This is a genomic window from Kosakonia oryzae, from assembly GCF_001658025.2.
GTDB classification, from domain to species: Bacteria; Pseudomonadota; Gammaproteobacteria; order Enterobacterales; family Enterobacteriaceae; genus Kosakonia; species Kosakonia oryzae.
In genome coordinates, this window is record NZ_CP014007.2 from 1,193,252 (window position 1) to 1,207,973 (window position 14,722).

Sequence of the window (14,722 nt, forward strand, 5' to 3'; positions counted from 1 at the left end):
CACCCCGCAGGGGCCGAACTCATTAGAACCAGGTCTCCATTTGGACGCCGAAGTTCCACTCGCCGCCGGATTTAAAGCCGTTGCTGCCAAAGGCATCATCGCTGGCGTACTTATCCAGACGGTGATCCCAGTCCATCCAGGTGGCAAACAGGCGGATTTCCGGGCGCTTGAGGAATTCGCCGACGTCGCTGGCTTTCAGCGTCGGGGCGACGGTCAGTTTATAGAAGCTACCGCTCACCGCGTTACGGCTGTTGTAGCCTTCCGGGCGCAGATCCATGTACTGGTAGCTGCCTTCGTACTGCATTTCGAAGTTTTCAGTGATCCCCTGAATCAGGCGCAAGTTGGCGGTCGCCCACTGGTAACTGTCGCCTTTGACGTAGCGATCTTTACTGCTTTGCGCCAGTACGGCCGGTGCAATATGCCAGCCGCCGCCCAGCGGCGTAATGCCGTAACTGGCGAGGCGCCAGGTGTCCGCTTCCGGCAGCAGCGCGCCGTCGGAGCCGATCGATTTCACCTCTGCGCCCAGGCCGTGGCCGTAGAGCAGGGCGGTTTTCGCCGAGCCTTCCCGCAGCCCATAGAAGCTGTCGTTATGCAGGCCGAGCAGCGCATGCACGCCGGTATTCGCGGCATCGCCCTTCACTTTATTGCCGTCGAGATCGACACGATCGTCGTTATCTTTGGCGCGCATGCCGCTGACCATCAGTTGCAGCGGGCCGTAGAAGTTGTTCAGCGACAGAATATAGTTCTGCGCCGTGTTTTCACTGTTCTCAATGTCGCCGAAGGTGCGGCCGTAAATTGACAGGTTGCTGTGTGTGTCATCATTCCACTTCATGTCGTAGATCCCGGCGCCGGTCCCGGCGAGGAACACCACATCGGAGTCGATCCAGTGGATATCAAAGTTATCGCGGTCAAAACGTTTACCGGCCCAGACGGTGGAGTCTTTAAATGCGCCGGTGAAGCTCGGCAGATGGCCGATTTCAGTAAATGCCTGGCGCAGGTTGAGATCGCTGCTGGAGGCGGTCCAGTCGTTGTAGGTTTTTTGCCCGTCGGCCAGCATCACTTTAAAGCGCGTGGTCGCGCCGTTTGCCAGCGTCTGTTTATGTTCGAGGTTCATCTCGACATAGGTATCCGGTTCGTTACCCAGACGACCAACATGACCGCCGGTTTCACCTGCCGGGGTCACCGTTGGTCCGCCCTGCGTTTTGGCGGCGGAGTTATTCATCAGCAGACCGGAGCGGGCGTAGCCGTGGAATTCAAACCCGCCTTCATCGGTGGCTTTTTGCTCCAGTTTGGCGGTGCGCTGCTCAACCTGGCTGGTGGTGGTTTGCGTCTGCTGCTGCGCGGCAGCCAGTTGCTGCGCCTGTTTTTCTGCCGCTTTGGCGCGGGTTTCTGCGGCATTTGCGCGTTGTTCTGCCGCCTGTAAACGTTGTTCCAGCGCGGCAAGACGGGCTTCTATGCTGCTCATGCTGGGATCGGCGGCCAGTGCAGAGCCAGAGCTGAATATCAAACCAAGGGTTACGGCAAGCGTGCTTTTTTTCATCATTTTGCATCCCTAAGGAAGAGCTATCATCACAGGATTATTTTTTTTGCTAAACCGGTTTAGGTGATGAATCATACGCAAGGCTAATTTCTTCACGCAATCAAATTTGCTAAACCGGTTTAGTGATTGTGAGACGGCTCGCAAAACGGAGCGGCACGCAGGTGGGTTACTCCTTCAGTTGATGACGATAGGGCAAGGCCGTCATGGCACCTTTTGCCGTGGTGGCAAGCGCCCCGCAGCGCTGCGCGGTGGCAAGACGTGCACCAAGTTGCGCCTGGTTATCCGGTAGCCCGTGCTGCGCCAGTTCCCACAGCAACCCGGCAACAAACGCATCTCCCGCGCCGGTGGTATCGACGCTGATAACCGGCTGCGTTGACCAGGCACTGAGCGCGCCGCGCAGGCAGGCTTTGACACCCGCTTTACCTTGCGTCACCAGCAACAGTGGGATGGCGAAGCGTTCGGCCAATTGCTGCATGTTGGCATCCATATCCGCTTGGTCGCTAAAAAAGGCCAGCTCTTCTTCCGAGAGTTTCACCACGTCGGCCAGCGTGAAGGCCTGGCTCAGCGCGTCATGTAACTGCTGCGGATCGGCCCACAGATCGTGGCGGATATTTGGGTCGAAGCTGACAAATCCCCCGGCGTCGCGGATGCGCGTCATCGCCGTAAATGTGGTGCTGCGTGACGGTTCGGCAGAGAGCGCAATCGAGCAGCAGTGCAGCCATTCGCCGCGCTGAAAGGGCGGTAAATCATCCACCGCGAGAAACAGATCGGCGCTCGGTCGTACCATAAAGGTAAATGAGCGCTCACCCACTTCATCGAGTGCGACCACCACCGTGGAGGTGCGCTGCGCCGGGTCGGCGGACATAAACGCGGTATTCACCTGTTCGGCGGCGAGGGTTTGACGCATAAAGTGACCAAAAGGATCGTCACCGACGCGGCCGATAAAACCGCTGTTTCCCTGCAAACGTGCAATGCCGACCGCCACATTCGCTGGTGCGCCGCCGGGGCACTGCAACAAGCGCCCTGTGCCTTCCGGCAGTAAATCGACCACGGCGTCGCCCAGACACCAGACTCGTGCTGACATAACTCTCTCCCGCTTTAAAATAATCGCTAAAACTTAACTAAACCGGTTTAGCAAATCAACCGCATCGTTAAGTTGTCATCTTTTTTTGCTAGAGTGCAGGGCGGATTTCTTTACTCTGGACGCGACAATGCCGCAACCGCTGTACGTTTTCGATCTCGATAACACCTTGATTTCTGGTGACAGTAGCACGCTATGGAGCCGCTACCTGGTGCGCGAAGGTTTTGCCGATGGCACGGACTATTTGCGCGATGAAGAGCGCATGATGCAGGATTACGCGCGCGGCGAAATGAATCTGCATGAGTATGTGGCGCTGACCATGTCGCCGCTGCGCGATCTCCCGATGGCGCTGGTGGATCGTATGGTGGCGCGGTGTGTGAAAACGGAGATTGTGCCGCGCATCTACCCGCAGGCGCTGGCATTAATCAGGGAATTGCAGGCCAGCAACCAGGCGATGCTGATTATCTCCGCATCGGTCAGTTTACTGGTGAAGGCGATTGCGCCAGTGCTGGGCATTGCGCACGCGATTGGCGTGGAAGTGAAAACTGATAACGGGCGCTACACGGGGCTCATCGACGGTACGCCGAGCTATCAGCAAGGCAAAATTACCTGTCTGGAAAACTTCCTTGTTCATCACCCGCAGCATCGTGGGGCGGTGACGTTTTATACCGACTCGATTAACGATTTGCCACTCTGTGAATACGCCGACCATGTATTTATGGTGAATCCCTGTCCGCAACTGGCGGCGCACGGAGAGCTGCGCCGCTGGCCGCAACTTAACTGGCAGCTTACTCCGGCTTAAACAGCGGCACCGCTTTACCGATGATATAGCGTCGGCGCAGCCAGGCCGATGCCATATCCATCAGCATCACCACCGCGACCAGAATCACCGTGATAAACATCACGACATCCCAGTTCCACAGCCGCATGTTTTCGGCATAAATCAGGCCGATACCGCCCGCGCCGACAAACCCCAGCACCGCCGCCGAACGGGTGTTGGACTCGATCTGATAAAGGCTCAGCGCGAGGAAGGTCGGGAATGACTGGGTAAAGGTGCTGAAACGGTGTTTTTGCAGGCCGCTCGCGCCGACAGCCGTCATACCGCGTCCCGGCGAACGATCCACCGCTTCATGGCTTTCTGCATACAGGCGGCCAAGCAGACCGGTATCCTGCATGATGATTGCCAGTACCCCGGCCAGCGGCCCGAGGCCAACGGCGCGCACAAAAATCAGCCCCCAGATCGCCATATCGATGCCGCGCAGAATGTCGAACAGGCGACGCATACAAAACGCCACCGCGCCGAGAAACCCGCCGCGCATGATGTTGCGTGCGGCAAGGAATGAGAGCAGCAACGCCAGCAGGGTGGCGGTGAGCGTACCGGCAAAAACAATCGCCAGCGTGATGCCAATCTGCGAGAAATAGTAGCCAAACGGCCAGTTGAGAAAATCGTGCCAGACAAACATGCGCAGTAGATAGCGGCCAATCTGCTGCATGCCGTTAAGCGCCTGATCGAGCGGTATGCCGAACTGCATAAAAAACCATAGATAATAGAGCGCAGCGGCCAGCGTGATCAGGCCGAGACGGCGCAGATAGCGCCCCTGCGCGTTGAACAAATCACTGTGCAGTTTCCGGCTTAAGGTCACATTCGGTACGGCTTGCCAGTTTGTCATTTTTTCCCCTCCAGCACCCACTGGCGCAAACGGCCAGAGAGGGTATCGAGCGCCGAAACCACAACGATAATCAGCAGCAGCGTAATGCTGACCTGATCGTAGCGGTCGAGTTTGATATTGGTCATCAGCTCCTGGCCGATGCCGCCTGCGCCAACCAGACCGAGAATGGTGGAGGAGCGGAAGTTAATCTCCAGGCGCATAAAGCCGTAGGAGAGAAAAATTGGTTTAACCTGCGGCCACAGCGCGAAGCGGATGCGTTGCAGATGCGTGGCACCGCAGGCGGCCAGCCCTCGCACCGGGCGATCCTGCGTGCTTTCTACCGCTTCATAAAACAGCTTGGTCAGGCTGCCGACGGTGTGCAGCGCCAGCGCGAGGAAACCGGGAATCGCGCCAATGCCAAATGCCATCACGAAAATGACCGCCCACGCCAGTTCCGGCATGGTGCGCAAAAACGCCACCAGTGCACGAATGGCAAAACGTACCGGCGGCGGTGACCAGGTGTTGCCCGCTGCCAGAAAAGCCAGCACGCCAGCGATAACAAAAGAGAGCAGCGTCGAGGCCAGCGCCAGTTGCAGAGTTTCCCAAATCAGCGGTAACTGAATCGGCAGGCGATAACCCCAATATGCCAGCGAGCCTTTGGTGTGGCTGTCGGCAAAAAGCACAGACCAGTGCAGCGTCGGCACGGTTTCCAGCATGTAATCGAGGAAGTTGGGCAGCGAGTGCCAGATGGTAAAAATATTAAATTCGGCGGCGTTCCCGGCGGCAAACCAGAGCGCCAGCAGCAGTAACGACCAGGCCACCGTGTCGCGCTTCTGGCGCGCTCTGACCTGCTGGTAATAGTGCTCAAACTGCGTATTCGACGTGTTCATGCGTTGCAATCGGTCCTGTATGACAATCGAATAAAAGCCCCTGGTTCGACGCAGGGGCTTATTTCATGGTGTGCCGATTAGCGTGCAGTTACCAGCTCGCGTTTCATCTCGATAATCTGTTTGAAATCATCCACGCTGCCCGGGCCGATATGCTGCGTGCCGCCCATTGCTTTCACGAAGCAGGCGTGATTATCGGTATCCAGCTTCTTCACAGCGGTAATGACTTTGGCTTTGAAATCCGCCGGCAGGCTATTGCTCACCAGGATCGGGCCGTTTGGGATCAGCGTCGATTCCCAAATGATGCGGATCTCTTTCATCAGATTCGGGTGATCCATACGGATCAGGCGGTTAAAAGCGCCCGTGCTGTAGCCGGTGTTGTAATCACCCACCATTGACGTCCAGGTGACCGCGCCCGCGAACTGGCCGTTCAGCACGCCGAGAATGTCCTGCTCATGACCGCCAGAGAAGGTGACGCTGGAGAAGTAGTTGTTGTATTTGTTGTCGGCATTGCCGCCGAACTTCTGTTTGAACGCGTAGTTCGGGATCAGGTAGCCGGAGGTGGAATCCGGGTCCGCAAAGCCGAATGCTTTGCCTTTCAGATCTTCCAGCTTTTTGTACGGGCTGTCGGCTTTCACGATCACCACGGAGTGGTAACCGCGCGATTGATCTTTATCGTCAACGGCGATACCCACGATATCGACCGCTTTCGGGTTGTTGATATACACCGAGGCGTAAGAGGAAGGCGACATGCTCAACACTACGTCAACTTTCCCACCCAGCAGCCCCTGGATCACGCCGGAGTAGTCAGAGGAGTTGCGCAGTTTGGTATCGACATTCAGCTCTTTATCGAGAAACTCTTTCACACACTGGTTATCGCCGATTTGCTGGGTCGCGTTCTGCCCGCCCAGAATCCCCAGATTCAATTCCTTCGGCTGCTCGGCGGCAGAGGCCTGCCATGCCAACAGAAGAGCTGTCATCAATGCAGATAAACGTAATGCGCCAGAAATAGGGTTTTTCATTGTCATTGCCTGTGTTGTCTCATTGGAAGGAATAATTAATGCAATTGGCTGATTTCATCGCCGTACAGCACGTGCAGAACATCCTGTGTCAGCCGGGAAGGGTGGTCATCGAAAATAATGCGTCCCTGCGCCACGCCGATAACCCGCGTGCAGTACTCTTTTACCAGCTCAACAGAGTGCAGGTTGACCATCACGCTGATGCCCTGCTGGCTCACTTCGCGCAGCACATCCATGATGCGCTGGGTATTTTTCGGGTCCAGCGAAGCGACAGGTTCGTCCGCCAGTAATAACGAGGGGTTCTGAATCAGCGCCCGGCAAATTGCTACGCGCTGCATCTGCCCGCCGGAGAGCGTCTCTGCACGCTGTAACGCATGCGGCAGCATGTTCAGCCATTCGAGCAGGGCGATGGCTTTTGCGCGGTCTTCGTCGGTGAAAACTTTAAACAGCGATTTTAGCGTTGATGTCTGGCTCAGACGTCCGAGCAGCACGTTGGTCAGCACATCCAGGCGCGGAACAAGGCAGAAGTCCTGGAAAATCATGCCGCACTGGCTGCGCCACTGATTGAGCGCACGGCCTTTCAGACGCGAGACATCACGCGGCTCGCCGTCATCATCGGCGAAACTTAAGATCTCGCCCGCGCTGGCGCTGTGTGTGCCATTCAGTACATGTAATAGCGTTGATTTACCTGCGCCGGAACGGCCAATCACGCCGACCATCTCGCCGCTGTACAGGTCGAAACTGATACCGTCCAGCACGGTCTGATGCTCGTTATACGATTTGCGCAAGTTCCTGACGCTCAGCACCTTTTGTTTCGGCACGGTGTTTAATTGGTGCAAAGGCGAATAGGGGTGTTCTGAAAGTTCTGCCAACGCGCTGTTCATAAGTCTTCCGCTTTTTGTCATTCAACTGGCGACCATTAACGGCACAACAGATGATCGTTTTATGACGAACAGGCGAACAAATAATGAACGCAAAGGTTTCGCTTAGGGTTGCGGTGGTGAGCGCAGGCTGAGTTTGCCGTAACCGGACAGCAAAAGCGATTCACCCTGCCGGGTAAGATAAACAGAAGAAGCACCGCAGACAGGCGCTTTTTGGCGTTATTTCGCCCGGCATTGTTTGGCTATTTTCTGCGCGGAAACAGCATATATTTAAATCACGCCACCGTCACAAAAGTCAGAAAAAACAAGCAACTTTATTGCATCGGTTGGCGCACGGTCTATATGTTAATTTTGTGTTTCAAAAACAATACCTGGGGGTTGTATGGAAGGGAAGATCGCAACGCTGGCCGCCGTTCTGGCTACCGTATTTGCTGGCTCCGCGCTGGCGGCGGTGCCTGCGGGCTATCCGGCGGAGTATCAAAAAATCGTCGATGCCGGAACGAAAGAGGGCAAAGTCGTTATCTATTCGACAACGGATACCAAAGCCGCAGGCCCGCTGATTAAAGGCTTTGAGGAGCAATATCCGGGAATTAAAGTCGAATATAACGACATGAACAGCACCGAGCTGTATAACCGCTATCTCAGCGAGCAGGCTTCCGGCAGCGGCAGCGGCGATGTGGTCTGGAGTTCATCGATGGATACCGCGCTGAAGCTGGCGACGGATTATGCCGCCGAATATGCTTCACCGGAAAAAGAGAAATTACCGAAGTGGGCGGTGTGGCAGCAAAAAGCCTATGGCACCACCTACGAACCGGTGGTGTTTATTTATAATAAACGGCTGATCCCCGCAGGCGATGTTCCCGATTCCCACAGCGCGCTGGCGAAATTAATCGCCGCGCAGAGTGATAAATTCAAAAATAAAGTCACTACCTACGATATTGAAAAGTCCGGCCTCGGTTTTATGCTCGCCGTGCAGGACAGCAAAAGCGACAAAGACTATTTCGCCCATTTGGGGGATATCGCCAAAGGCGGCCTGACGGTGCAATCCTCTACCGGCACCATGATGGAGCGCGTCTCGTCGGGTGAAAACCTGATTGGTTACAACATCCTTGGATCGTACGCCGAAGCGCGTATCAAAGGGGATAAATCGCTGGGTATCTCTTATCCGAAAGATTATGTGCTGGTGCTGTCGCGCGTGTCGTTTATCAGTGCGGAAGCGGAACACAGCAACGCGGCGAAACTGTGGTTTGACTATGTGCTGTCGGAAAAAGGGCAGAGCATTCTCGCCAGCCAGGCGGATATTCCTTCTCTGCGCCAGGATATTGAAGGCAAAAACGATATTGATGGCATGACCAAACTGCTGGGGCAGGCGCTGAAGCCGATCCCGGTGGATGAATCACTGCTGGAATATCTGGAGCCGAAAAAACGTCTGGAATTTATTAAGCAGTGGCGCGAAGCCGCCGCCAAATAACCTCCATCACCGTTGTGCATCGCTGTGATGCACAACGTTTTGCTGGTATGACAGAGCGTAAAGGGATGATTTATGAATATCGTGCGCAGAAAATGGCAGGGGTTGCCGCGTGGTGTAACCGTATTAATTACCGCACTGGTTATTTATATCCCGCTGTTATTTATTGTGGTGCAGAGCTTCCTCTCCGCACCCTTTTTCGCCCGCAGCAAAGAGTTCAGCCTTGAATCCTTTGCCTTTATTTTTACCGATCCTGATTTTTATCTGGCGCTGAAATCCGGCTTTATTCTGGCTTTCGGGCTGGTGATTATTGCGATTCCACTGGGCGGTATTCTCGCCTTTCTGATGGTACGCACTGATTTGCCGGGCCGCCGTTTTATCGAACCGTTGATTCTGGTGCCGATTTTCGTCTCGCCGATGGTGCTCGGTTTTGGCTATGTGGTTGCCGCCGGGCCGGTGGGCTTTTTCTCGCGCTGGGCGGAGGAACTCATCGGTTTTGTGCCGTGGAACATCTACTCGATGTTCAGCATTGTGGTAATTGCCGGTTTAACCCATGTGCCGCACGCTTATCTCTATATTTCGTCAGCACTGCGCAGCGTCGGCTCGGATGTCGAAGAGGCGGCGCGTACCGTCGGCGCATCGCCGCTTCAGGTGATGACTGCCGTCAGCCTGCCGATGGTTCGCCCCTCGATTCTGTATGCCTGCGTGCTGCTCTTTTTCCTCGGTCTGGAAGTGTTCGGCCTGATGCTGGTGCTCGGCGATCCCGAAGGCAACATGGTGCTGGCAACCTATCTGTATAAGTTGACCAACAAACTGGGTACGCCGTCGTATCACCTGATGGCGGCGGTGGCCGTGGTGCTGATTTGCATCACCATTCCGCTGGTGATGTTGCAGCGCAGGTTGATGCGCACCGCCAGCCGTTTCGTCACCATGAAGGGCAAAGCCTCGCAGGCGCGCGCGCTGCCGCTCGGCAAATGGCGCTGGGTGGCGGGAATGGTGGTGGTGGCGTGGCTCACCGTGACCATCGGCGTGCCATTGATCGGCGTAGTGCTGCGAGCGTTTATCGCCAACTGGGGCGTCGGCGTTTCGCTGTGGGATGAGTTTTCGCTCGCTACCTTCCGCAATATCTGGCAGCAGCCGAACCTGCTACGCGCCATCGTCAACTCGATGGCTATTGGCGTGATTGGCGGCGCGCTGGCGGTGGTCTGCTATCTGTTCGTTGGCATTGCGATGCACCGCAAGCAGGATAATGTCACGCGCTTTCTCGACTACAGCGTGCTGGTGCCGCGCGCCGTGCCCGGGTTGCTGGCCGGTCTGGCGTTCTTATGGGTGTTCCTGTTCCTGCCGATGTGGCTGGATCAGTCGTTGAAAAACGGTTGGCTCTCCGGGCTGCCGGTGGCGCAGTGGCTGCGCGACAACCTGATCGTCTGGCTGCGTTCGTTGCGCACCACCATCTTCAGCGTCTGGCTGGCTTATACCGTGGTGTGGATGGCCTACGGTCTGCGCTTGATTTCCTCCACGTTGTTGCAGGTCGGGCCGGAGCTGGAAGAGGCGGCACGCAGCACCGGCGCATCGCGCGGTCAGGTAACCCGTCACGTTACGGTGCCGCTGTCGCGCTACGGTTTGATCGGCTCCTGGCTACTGATGTTCCTGATTTTTGAGCGTGAATACTCAACCGGCGTTTATCTGCTTTCTCCGGGGACGGAAACCATCGGCTCGATGCTGGTGTCGCTGTGGGCGGCGGGCGCGATCGATATCGTCGCTGCCCTGTCGTTTATCAATATTCTGCTGGTGGTCATCGGTCTTGGCGTGGCCCTGCGCTTTGGAGTGAAATTACATGATTGAGCTGGCTGTAGATAATCTGCATCTGACCTATGGCGACAATCCGGTACTGAAAGGCGTCTCCATGCAACTGAAACGGGGCGAAGTCGTTTCGCTGCTTGGCCCTTCCGGCAGCGGTAAAACCACGCTGCTGCGCGCCGTTGCCGGGCTGGAAAAACCGAGCCAGGGGCGCATCACCATTGGCAGCAATGTGGTGTACGACGGCAATCCGCGCAGTGAAGTGCCCGCCGAAGAGCGCAATCTGGGGCTGGTGTTCCAGTCCTACGCCTTGTGGCCGCATAAAACGGTATTCGAGAATGTGGCGTATCCGCTGAAACTGCGCAAAGTGGCGTCGGCGGAGATCGCCCAGCGGGTGCAAACGGTGCTGGATCAACTTGGGCTGGGAACGCTTGGCAAACGCCATCCGCATCAACTCTCCGGCGGCCAGCAGCAGCGTGTGGCGATTGGCCGGGCGCTGGTCTATAACCCGCCGGTCATTTTGCTGGATGAGCCGCTGTCCAACCTCGACGCCAAGCTGCGCGAAGAGGCGCGGGTATTCCTGCGCGAGCTGATCGTTAAACTCGGTTTATCGGCACTGATGGTCACGCACGATCAGAATGAAGCGATGGCGATTTCCGATCGCATCCTGCTGCTGAACAATGGTGTTATCGAACAGCAGGGCACTCCGCAGGAGATGTACAGCACGCCTTCGACGCTGTTTACCGCGGAGTTTATGGGCAGCAATAACCGCCTGCATGGCACGGTTACTGAGATAGTAAACGGCAAGGCGCGTATTGAAGGCGCGCGCTGGGCGCTGTGGGGCGTGGCCGGGCCTGGCGTTGAGGTGGGCCAACCGGCGACGGCAGTGATCCGCGTGGAAAGCCTGCGGTTAAGCGATCAACCGCAGGACAACTCGCTGGAGCTACCAATGCTCACCAGCATGTATCTTGGCGACCGCTGGGAATACCTGTTCCGCACCCAGGGGGATGATTTTGTGCTGCGCGTTTATGGTACTCAGCCGCGCAGCGAGCAAAATTACCGCCTGGTGCTGCCCGCCGAACAGCTATGGATCTTCCCGAAAAGCGGCTCACCAGGGTAATGCCACCCAGCGGTAACCCAGCGCAATGGTGCCGGCGATAATGGTGAAAATGGCGGCAAAATGCATTAACAGATCCGGCGCGCTGAGGTGCGCCGGATGGCAAAACGCCAGCAGCGTCAGCGCCATACAGGCCACGCCCGCGCCCGCCACTGCCAGGCTTTGCGCCGGGAACAGCGATCGGGTGCGGTGCAGATAACCAATCACAATCGCCATCATTGGCGCGCTAACCACCAGCATAAACAGATAGCAATTCGGCCCTTCAACGCTGGCGGCAGACTCCTGCGAGTAGTGCAGATGCAGATTACTCAGCGTGCTGGCAAACCAGATGCCAAACAGCGGCGCAAACCACTTCCAGCTAAGCGGCTGCTGCCCGGCAATGCTCAGCAAAAAAGCATTACGAATCGCCAGCGTTCCGGCAACAAAGGTTAACAGCAACTGCACGATAACCCACGCCGCGCCGCTCTGCGACCAGTCGGTCAGGGTTCTGTTCAGCAATAAGCTGGCGGCAATACCGCACGGTAACGCCATCGCCAGCCAGGCCATCACGCGCCAGCCAGGTTGCCAGGGGCGTTTTACCGGCGCGATGGAGCGGCTTAACTTCTCAATTAACAGGTCATGATCGGCCATGATGTGCTCCCAACCGACGAAGATTATTCAGGGCGCGATGCAGCAATGACTTCACGGCGGAGACCGTCAGGTTATTGCGCGTCGCGGTTTCTGCAAGGCTCATCTCCCGCAGATGAACATGCTCAATCACTTGCCGCTGGCGGTCCGGTAGCTGATTCAGCAGCGCCGACAGCTCTTCCGGGGCCTGCGATGGCTCGCTGCTGGCAATCAGCAGTGAACCGTCCTCGCTTTCCACCTCCCGCTGCCAGTGGCGACCGCGCTTGCGCAGCGCATCGACGGTGCGGGCATGAGCAATCGCCATCAGCCACGGCAGGAAAGGAGCGTTGGGATCGTAGGTATGACGCACCCGGTGCACGGTAAGCAGCACATCCTGAATCACATCTTCTACCAGCACCTCGTCGGCAATCTGCCTGCGGGCAAGCGTGCGGATGACTGGCACCAGCGCTTTCAGCAGCCGCGTGTAAGCCTGCTGGTCGCCTGCCTGCGCAAGCGCCATCAGGCGTGGCCATTCGTCACGCGCGGCCTCACTTTTTTGCATAATCTGCCTTTAGGTTTTTTTCCCGCTCGCCTGATTCAGCGCATTCACCACGATCGAGGGGGTCAGCACTTGCGGCAGGATCTTCGGTGCGCTGCCGTCCGCTGGGTAGACCACATAGAGCGGCAGGCTGCCCTGACCCAGGTCGTTAAGCGCGTCATCAATATCCGCATTAAATTTCGTGGAGTCGGCCACCATATAGAGCGTACCGGTTTGCGCCAGCGCGGTTTTCACTGCCTGCGTGGAGAGCGACGTGCGCTCATTCACCTGGCAGGTGATGCACCACGAGGCGGTGAAATTGACAAAGATGGCTTTGCCATGGCCGCGATTCTCCGCCACCGTCTGCGGTGACCATTTCACCTCGGTAATGTGCGCTGCGGGCAGCGGGCTACCGCTTTTCACCACCGATGGCAGCGGCACAATCGCGGCAAGCAGCAGCACGGCCGTGGTGGCAAACAACACTTTATGCCCGCGTCCGGCAAAATGGCGCTGTTGCGCCATACCGTACAGCCAGGCGGCAAAACTCACCACTACCGATGCGGCAAGAATCGCCGCCAGCGCGGTCGTTCCCGCCTGCTGCGTCAGCACCCACACCAGCCAGCCGAAGGCACCGAACATCGGAAACGCCAGCCCGTGCTTGAGCGTATTCATCCACGCGCCGGGGCGCGGCAGCCATTTGCCGAGCGACGGAAACAGTGAAATCAGGCTGAACGGCGCGGCAAATCCGAGCGCCAGCGCGAAAAATATCGCCAGCGCAACGGCGGGCGGCTGCACTAACGCATAACCAATTGCGCTCGCCATAAACGGCGCGGCGCAAGGGGTAGCAACAATGATCGCCAGTGCGCCAGTCAGCGCCGCGCGGATAAATGCGCCGCGTTCAACATTGATCTCTCCGGCACGTTGCAGGCTAAGGCCAACTTCAAACACGCCGAGCAAATTCAGCGCCGCGCCGAGGATCACCAGCGCCAGAAAGGCGATCACCAGCGGTGACTGGAGCTGAAACCCCCAGCCGACCGCCGTGCCGCCCGCGCGTAATGCAAGCAGAACTCCGGCCAGTATCATCATCGTCACTACGGTGCCGAGCAGAAAGCCGAAACCTTCCTGACGGGTTTGCGCCGGGCCTTCGGCGTGACGGATTAAGCCCAGCGCTTTCAGCGAGATAATCGGAAACACGCAGGGCATAAAGTTGAGAATAATGCCGCCTGCGAAGGCGGCGAGCATAGCGGTCAACATAGCGATTCTCAGCAAGTTGGAGGGTTACAGCGCATCAGGAATGCGCACTGGCGTACTGTTTCACCGCTTCCATTGTTTTCTGAATATGCGTTTCCGGATTTCTGTCAGTGTAGCTCAGCAGGATCTTGCCATCCGGGGCGATGACAAACGAGGTGCGATCGGAAAGGGTTTTGCCCTTCATCTGCATCAGCGTTTCGTACTGGGCGGCCACTTTCGCTCCCGGATCGGCGGTGACGGTAAATTTATTGCGGCACTCCAGCTTCGAGAACTCATCTACTTGATCGGTATTCCCGGCGGTGACGCCAATCACCGTAGCACCGAGCTTTTTGAAATCGTCCGTGGCTTCGGCAAAAGCATGCGCTTCAATGGTACAGCCTTTACTGAACGCCGCCGGGAAGAAGTAGAGCACCACCGGCCCTTTTTTCAGCGCCTGCTGCAAGGAGAAGGTCAGCGGTTTCCCGGCCAGCGCACCTTGTAGCTGAAAATCCGGCGCCTGTGCGCCAGCGGGCAGGGCAGCGTGGGCATTGGCGATGTTAAGCAGGGCTGCGGCAGTAAGGCTAAGCACGAGTTTTTTTATCGGGGTCATGTTGCGCTCCATAAGTGTGAAGAACGTTAATGCTCATAGACAGTTCGTTGGTACAGAGAGAAAAGTTTCGCCCGGCAGAAAATTTTCTCTACGTCGGTTGTGCCACACCGGGCCTTCATTTATTCATCGAGTGTATTTTATGGCTGCTAAATATAAGTAAGGCATTTGTGATGTGATAATTCCTAATCAATTTAGCGACAAAAAAGAAAAACGTTATGCTGTCAGTAATAGCGCTCGTTAAGGCGTTCCGCTTGCGTTAAAAACTTTTCCTTGCACTGAAAATCTGCTTGTTGAAA

At 56.8% G+C, this 14,722-nt stretch carries 14 protein-coding genes; 4 read left to right on the forward strand and 10 right to left on the reverse strand.

Annotated features, from left to right (window positions below):
- Window positions 1-22 precede the first annotated feature (22 nt).
- Both AWR26_RS05820 and AWR26_RS05825 read right to left on the reverse strand, forming a co-directional pair.
- On the reverse strand, window positions 23-1,540 hold the full coding sequence (locus AWR26_RS05820) for a carbohydrate porin (RefSeq protein WP_064568964.1): 1,518 nt from the start codon (window positions 1,538-1,540) through the stop codon (window positions 23-25).
- A gap of 166 nt (window positions 1,541-1,706) precedes the next feature.
- Window positions 1,707-2,624 (reverse strand): aminoimidazole riboside kinase, encoded by a 918-nt coding sequence (locus AWR26_RS05825; RefSeq protein ID WP_064564261.1) that lies wholly within the window; start codon window positions 2,622-2,624, stop codon window positions 1,707-1,709.
- Window positions 2,625-2,751: 127 nt separating this feature from the next.
- On the opposite strand from AWR26_RS05825, the gene AWR26_RS05830 reads away from it, so the two are divergent.
- Window positions 2,752-3,423 carry an HAD family hydrolase gene (locus AWR26_RS05830; RefSeq protein ID WP_064564263.1) on the forward strand — a complete coding sequence of 224 codons (672 nt, stop codon included), beginning with the start codon at window positions 2,752-2,754 and terminating at the stop codon, window positions 3,421-3,423.
- On the opposite strand, the gene phnE (AWR26_RS05835) is transcribed toward AWR26_RS05830, so the two are convergent.
- The 4 genes from phnE (AWR26_RS05835) to phnC all read right to left on the reverse strand — a co-directional run bounded on the left by phnE (AWR26_RS05835) (window position 3,410) and on the right by phnC (window position 7,060).
- Window positions 3,410-4,291 (reverse strand): phosphonate ABC transporter, permease protein PhnE, encoded by an 882-nt coding sequence (gene phnE, locus AWR26_RS05835; protein ID WP_064564265.1) that lies wholly within the window; start codon window positions 4,289-4,291, stop codon window positions 3,410-3,412. The two genes, AWR26_RS05830 and phnE (AWR26_RS05835), sit on opposite strands and share 14 nt — an antisense overlap.
- Window positions 4,288-5,160 carry a phosphonate ABC transporter, permease protein PhnE gene (gene phnE / locus AWR26_RS05840; RefSeq protein ID WP_064564267.1) on the reverse strand — a complete coding sequence of 291 codons (873 nt, stop codon included), beginning with the start codon at window positions 5,158-5,160 and terminating at the stop codon, window positions 4,288-4,290. The genes phnE (AWR26_RS05835) and phnE (AWR26_RS05840) overlap by 4 nt, the downstream gene beginning before the upstream one ends.
- Before the next feature lie 77 nt (window positions 5,161-5,237).
- Window positions 5,238-6,179 carry a phosphonate ABC transporter substrate-binding protein gene (gene phnD / locus AWR26_RS05845; RefSeq protein ID WP_043952540.1) on the reverse strand — a complete coding sequence of 314 codons (942 nt, stop codon included), beginning with the start codon at window positions 6,177-6,179 and terminating at the stop codon, window positions 5,238-5,240.
- A 35-nt stretch (window positions 6,180-6,214) separates the two neighbouring features.
- A complete protein-coding gene (gene phnC / locus AWR26_RS05850; RefSeq protein WP_064564270.1) occupies window positions 6,215-7,060 on the reverse strand; it encodes a phosphonate ABC transporter ATP-binding protein in 846 nt (281 codons plus the stop codon).
- Window positions 7,061-7,439: 379 nt separating this feature from the next.
- On the opposite strand from phnC, the gene AWR26_RS05855 reads away from it, so the two are divergent.
- The 3 genes from AWR26_RS05855 (at window position 7,440) to AWR26_RS05865 (ending at window position 11,445) form a co-directional block, all read left to right on the forward strand.
- The gene (locus tag AWR26_RS05855) at window positions 7,440-8,528 is read left to right on the forward strand and encodes an ABC transporter substrate-binding protein (protein ID WP_064564272.1); all 1,089 of its coding nucleotides are present in this window, start codon (window positions 7,440-7,442) and stop codon (window positions 8,526-8,528) included.
- A 72-nt stretch (window positions 8,529-8,600) separates the two neighbouring features.
- Window positions 8,601-10,370, forward strand: coding sequence for an ABC transporter permease (locus tag AWR26_RS05860; protein ID WP_064564274.1), 1,770 nt, complete (start codon window positions 8,601-8,603; stop codon window positions 10,368-10,370).
- The gene (locus AWR26_RS05865; protein WP_064564276.1) at window positions 10,363-11,445 is read left to right on the forward strand and encodes an ABC transporter ATP-binding protein; all 1,083 of its coding nucleotides are present in this window, start codon (window positions 10,363-10,365) and stop codon (window positions 11,443-11,445) included. Before AWR26_RS05860 ends, AWR26_RS05865 begins: the two co-directional genes overlap by 8 nt.
- Here AWR26_RS05865 and AWR26_RS05870 read toward each other — a convergent pair.
- The 4 genes from AWR26_RS05870 to AWR26_RS05885 are packed head-to-tail and all read right to left on the reverse strand — an operon-like array spanning window position 11,434 to window position 14,426.
- Entirely contained in the window at window positions 11,434-12,072 is a 639-nt protein-coding gene (locus tag AWR26_RS05870) for a DUF1109 domain-containing protein (RefSeq protein ID WP_064564278.1), read from the reverse strand. The genes AWR26_RS05865 and AWR26_RS05870 overlap by 12 nt on opposite strands.
- Window positions 12,059-12,610, reverse strand: a complete 552-nt coding sequence (locus tag AWR26_RS05875; RefSeq protein ID WP_064564280.1) for a sigma-70 family RNA polymerase sigma factor — start codon at window positions 12,608-12,610, stop codon at window positions 12,059-12,061. Before AWR26_RS05875 ends, AWR26_RS05870 begins: the two co-directional genes overlap by 14 nt.
- 9 nt (window positions 12,611-12,619) lie before the next feature.
- Window positions 12,620-13,840 carry a protein-disulfide reductase DsbD family protein gene (locus AWR26_RS05880; protein ID WP_064564282.1) on the reverse strand — a complete coding sequence of 407 codons (1,221 nt, stop codon included), beginning with the start codon at window positions 13,838-13,840 and terminating at the stop codon, window positions 12,620-12,622.
- A gap of 34 nt (window positions 13,841-13,874) precedes the next feature.
- Window positions 13,875-14,426: a peroxiredoxin gene (locus AWR26_RS05885; protein WP_064564284.1), complete on the reverse strand. Its 552-nt coding sequence runs from the start codon at window positions 14,424-14,426 to the stop codon at window positions 13,875-13,877.
- Window positions 14,427-14,722: the final 296 nt, after the last annotated feature.

Excerpts from the sequence above, each read along its gene's own strand:
- AWR26_RS05820 (WP_064568964.1), bottom strand. The coding sequence starts at position 1,540 with ATGAAAAAAAGCACGCTTGCCGTAACCCTTGGTTTGATATTCAGCTCT.
- phnC (WP_064564270.1), bottom strand. The coding sequence starts at position 7,060 with ATGAACAGCGCGTTGGCAGAACTTTCAGAACACCCCTATTCGCCTTTG.
- phnE (WP_064564265.1), bottom strand. The coding sequence starts at position 4,291 with ATGACAAACTGGCAAGCCGTACCGAATGTGACCTTAAGCCGGAAACTG.
- AWR26_RS05875 (WP_064564280.1), bottom strand. The coding sequence starts at position 12,610 with ATGCAAAAAAGTGAGGCCGCGCGTGACGAATGGCCACGCCTGATGGCG.
- phnE (WP_064564267.1), bottom strand. The coding sequence starts at position 5,160 with ATGAACACGTCGAATACGCAGTTTGAGCACTATTACCAGCAGGTCAGA.
- AWR26_RS05885 (WP_064564284.1), bottom strand. The coding sequence starts at position 14,426 with ATGACCCCGATAAAAAAACTCGTGCTTAGCCTTACTGCCGCAGCCCTG.
- AWR26_RS05825 (WP_064564261.1), bottom strand. The coding sequence starts at position 2,624 with ATGTCAGCACGAGTCTGGTGTCTGGGCGACGCCGTGGTCGATTTACTG.
- AWR26_RS05865 (WP_064564276.1), top strand. The coding sequence starts at position 10,363 with ATGATTGAGCTGGCTGTAGATAATCTGCATCTGACCTATGGCGACAAT.
- AWR26_RS05870 (WP_064564278.1), bottom strand. The coding sequence starts at position 12,072 with ATGGCCGATCATGACCTGTTAATTGAGAAGTTAAGCCGCTCCATCGCG.
- AWR26_RS05880 (WP_064564282.1), bottom strand. The coding sequence starts at position 13,840 with ATGTTGACCGCTATGCTCGCCGCCTTCGCAGGCGGCATTATTCTCAAC.
- phnD (WP_043952540.1), bottom strand. The coding sequence starts at position 6,179 with ATGAAAAACCCTATTTCTGGCGCATTACGTTTATCTGCATTGATGACA.
- AWR26_RS05860 (WP_064564274.1), top strand. The coding sequence starts at position 8,601 with ATGAATATCGTGCGCAGAAAATGGCAGGGGTTGCCGCGTGGTGTAACC.
- AWR26_RS05830 (WP_064564263.1), top strand. The coding sequence starts at position 2,752 with ATGCCGCAACCGCTGTACGTTTTCGATCTCGATAACACCTTGATTTCT.
- AWR26_RS05855 (WP_064564272.1), top strand. The coding sequence starts at position 7,440 with ATGGAAGGGAAGATCGCAACGCTGGCCGCCGTTCTGGCTACCGTATTT.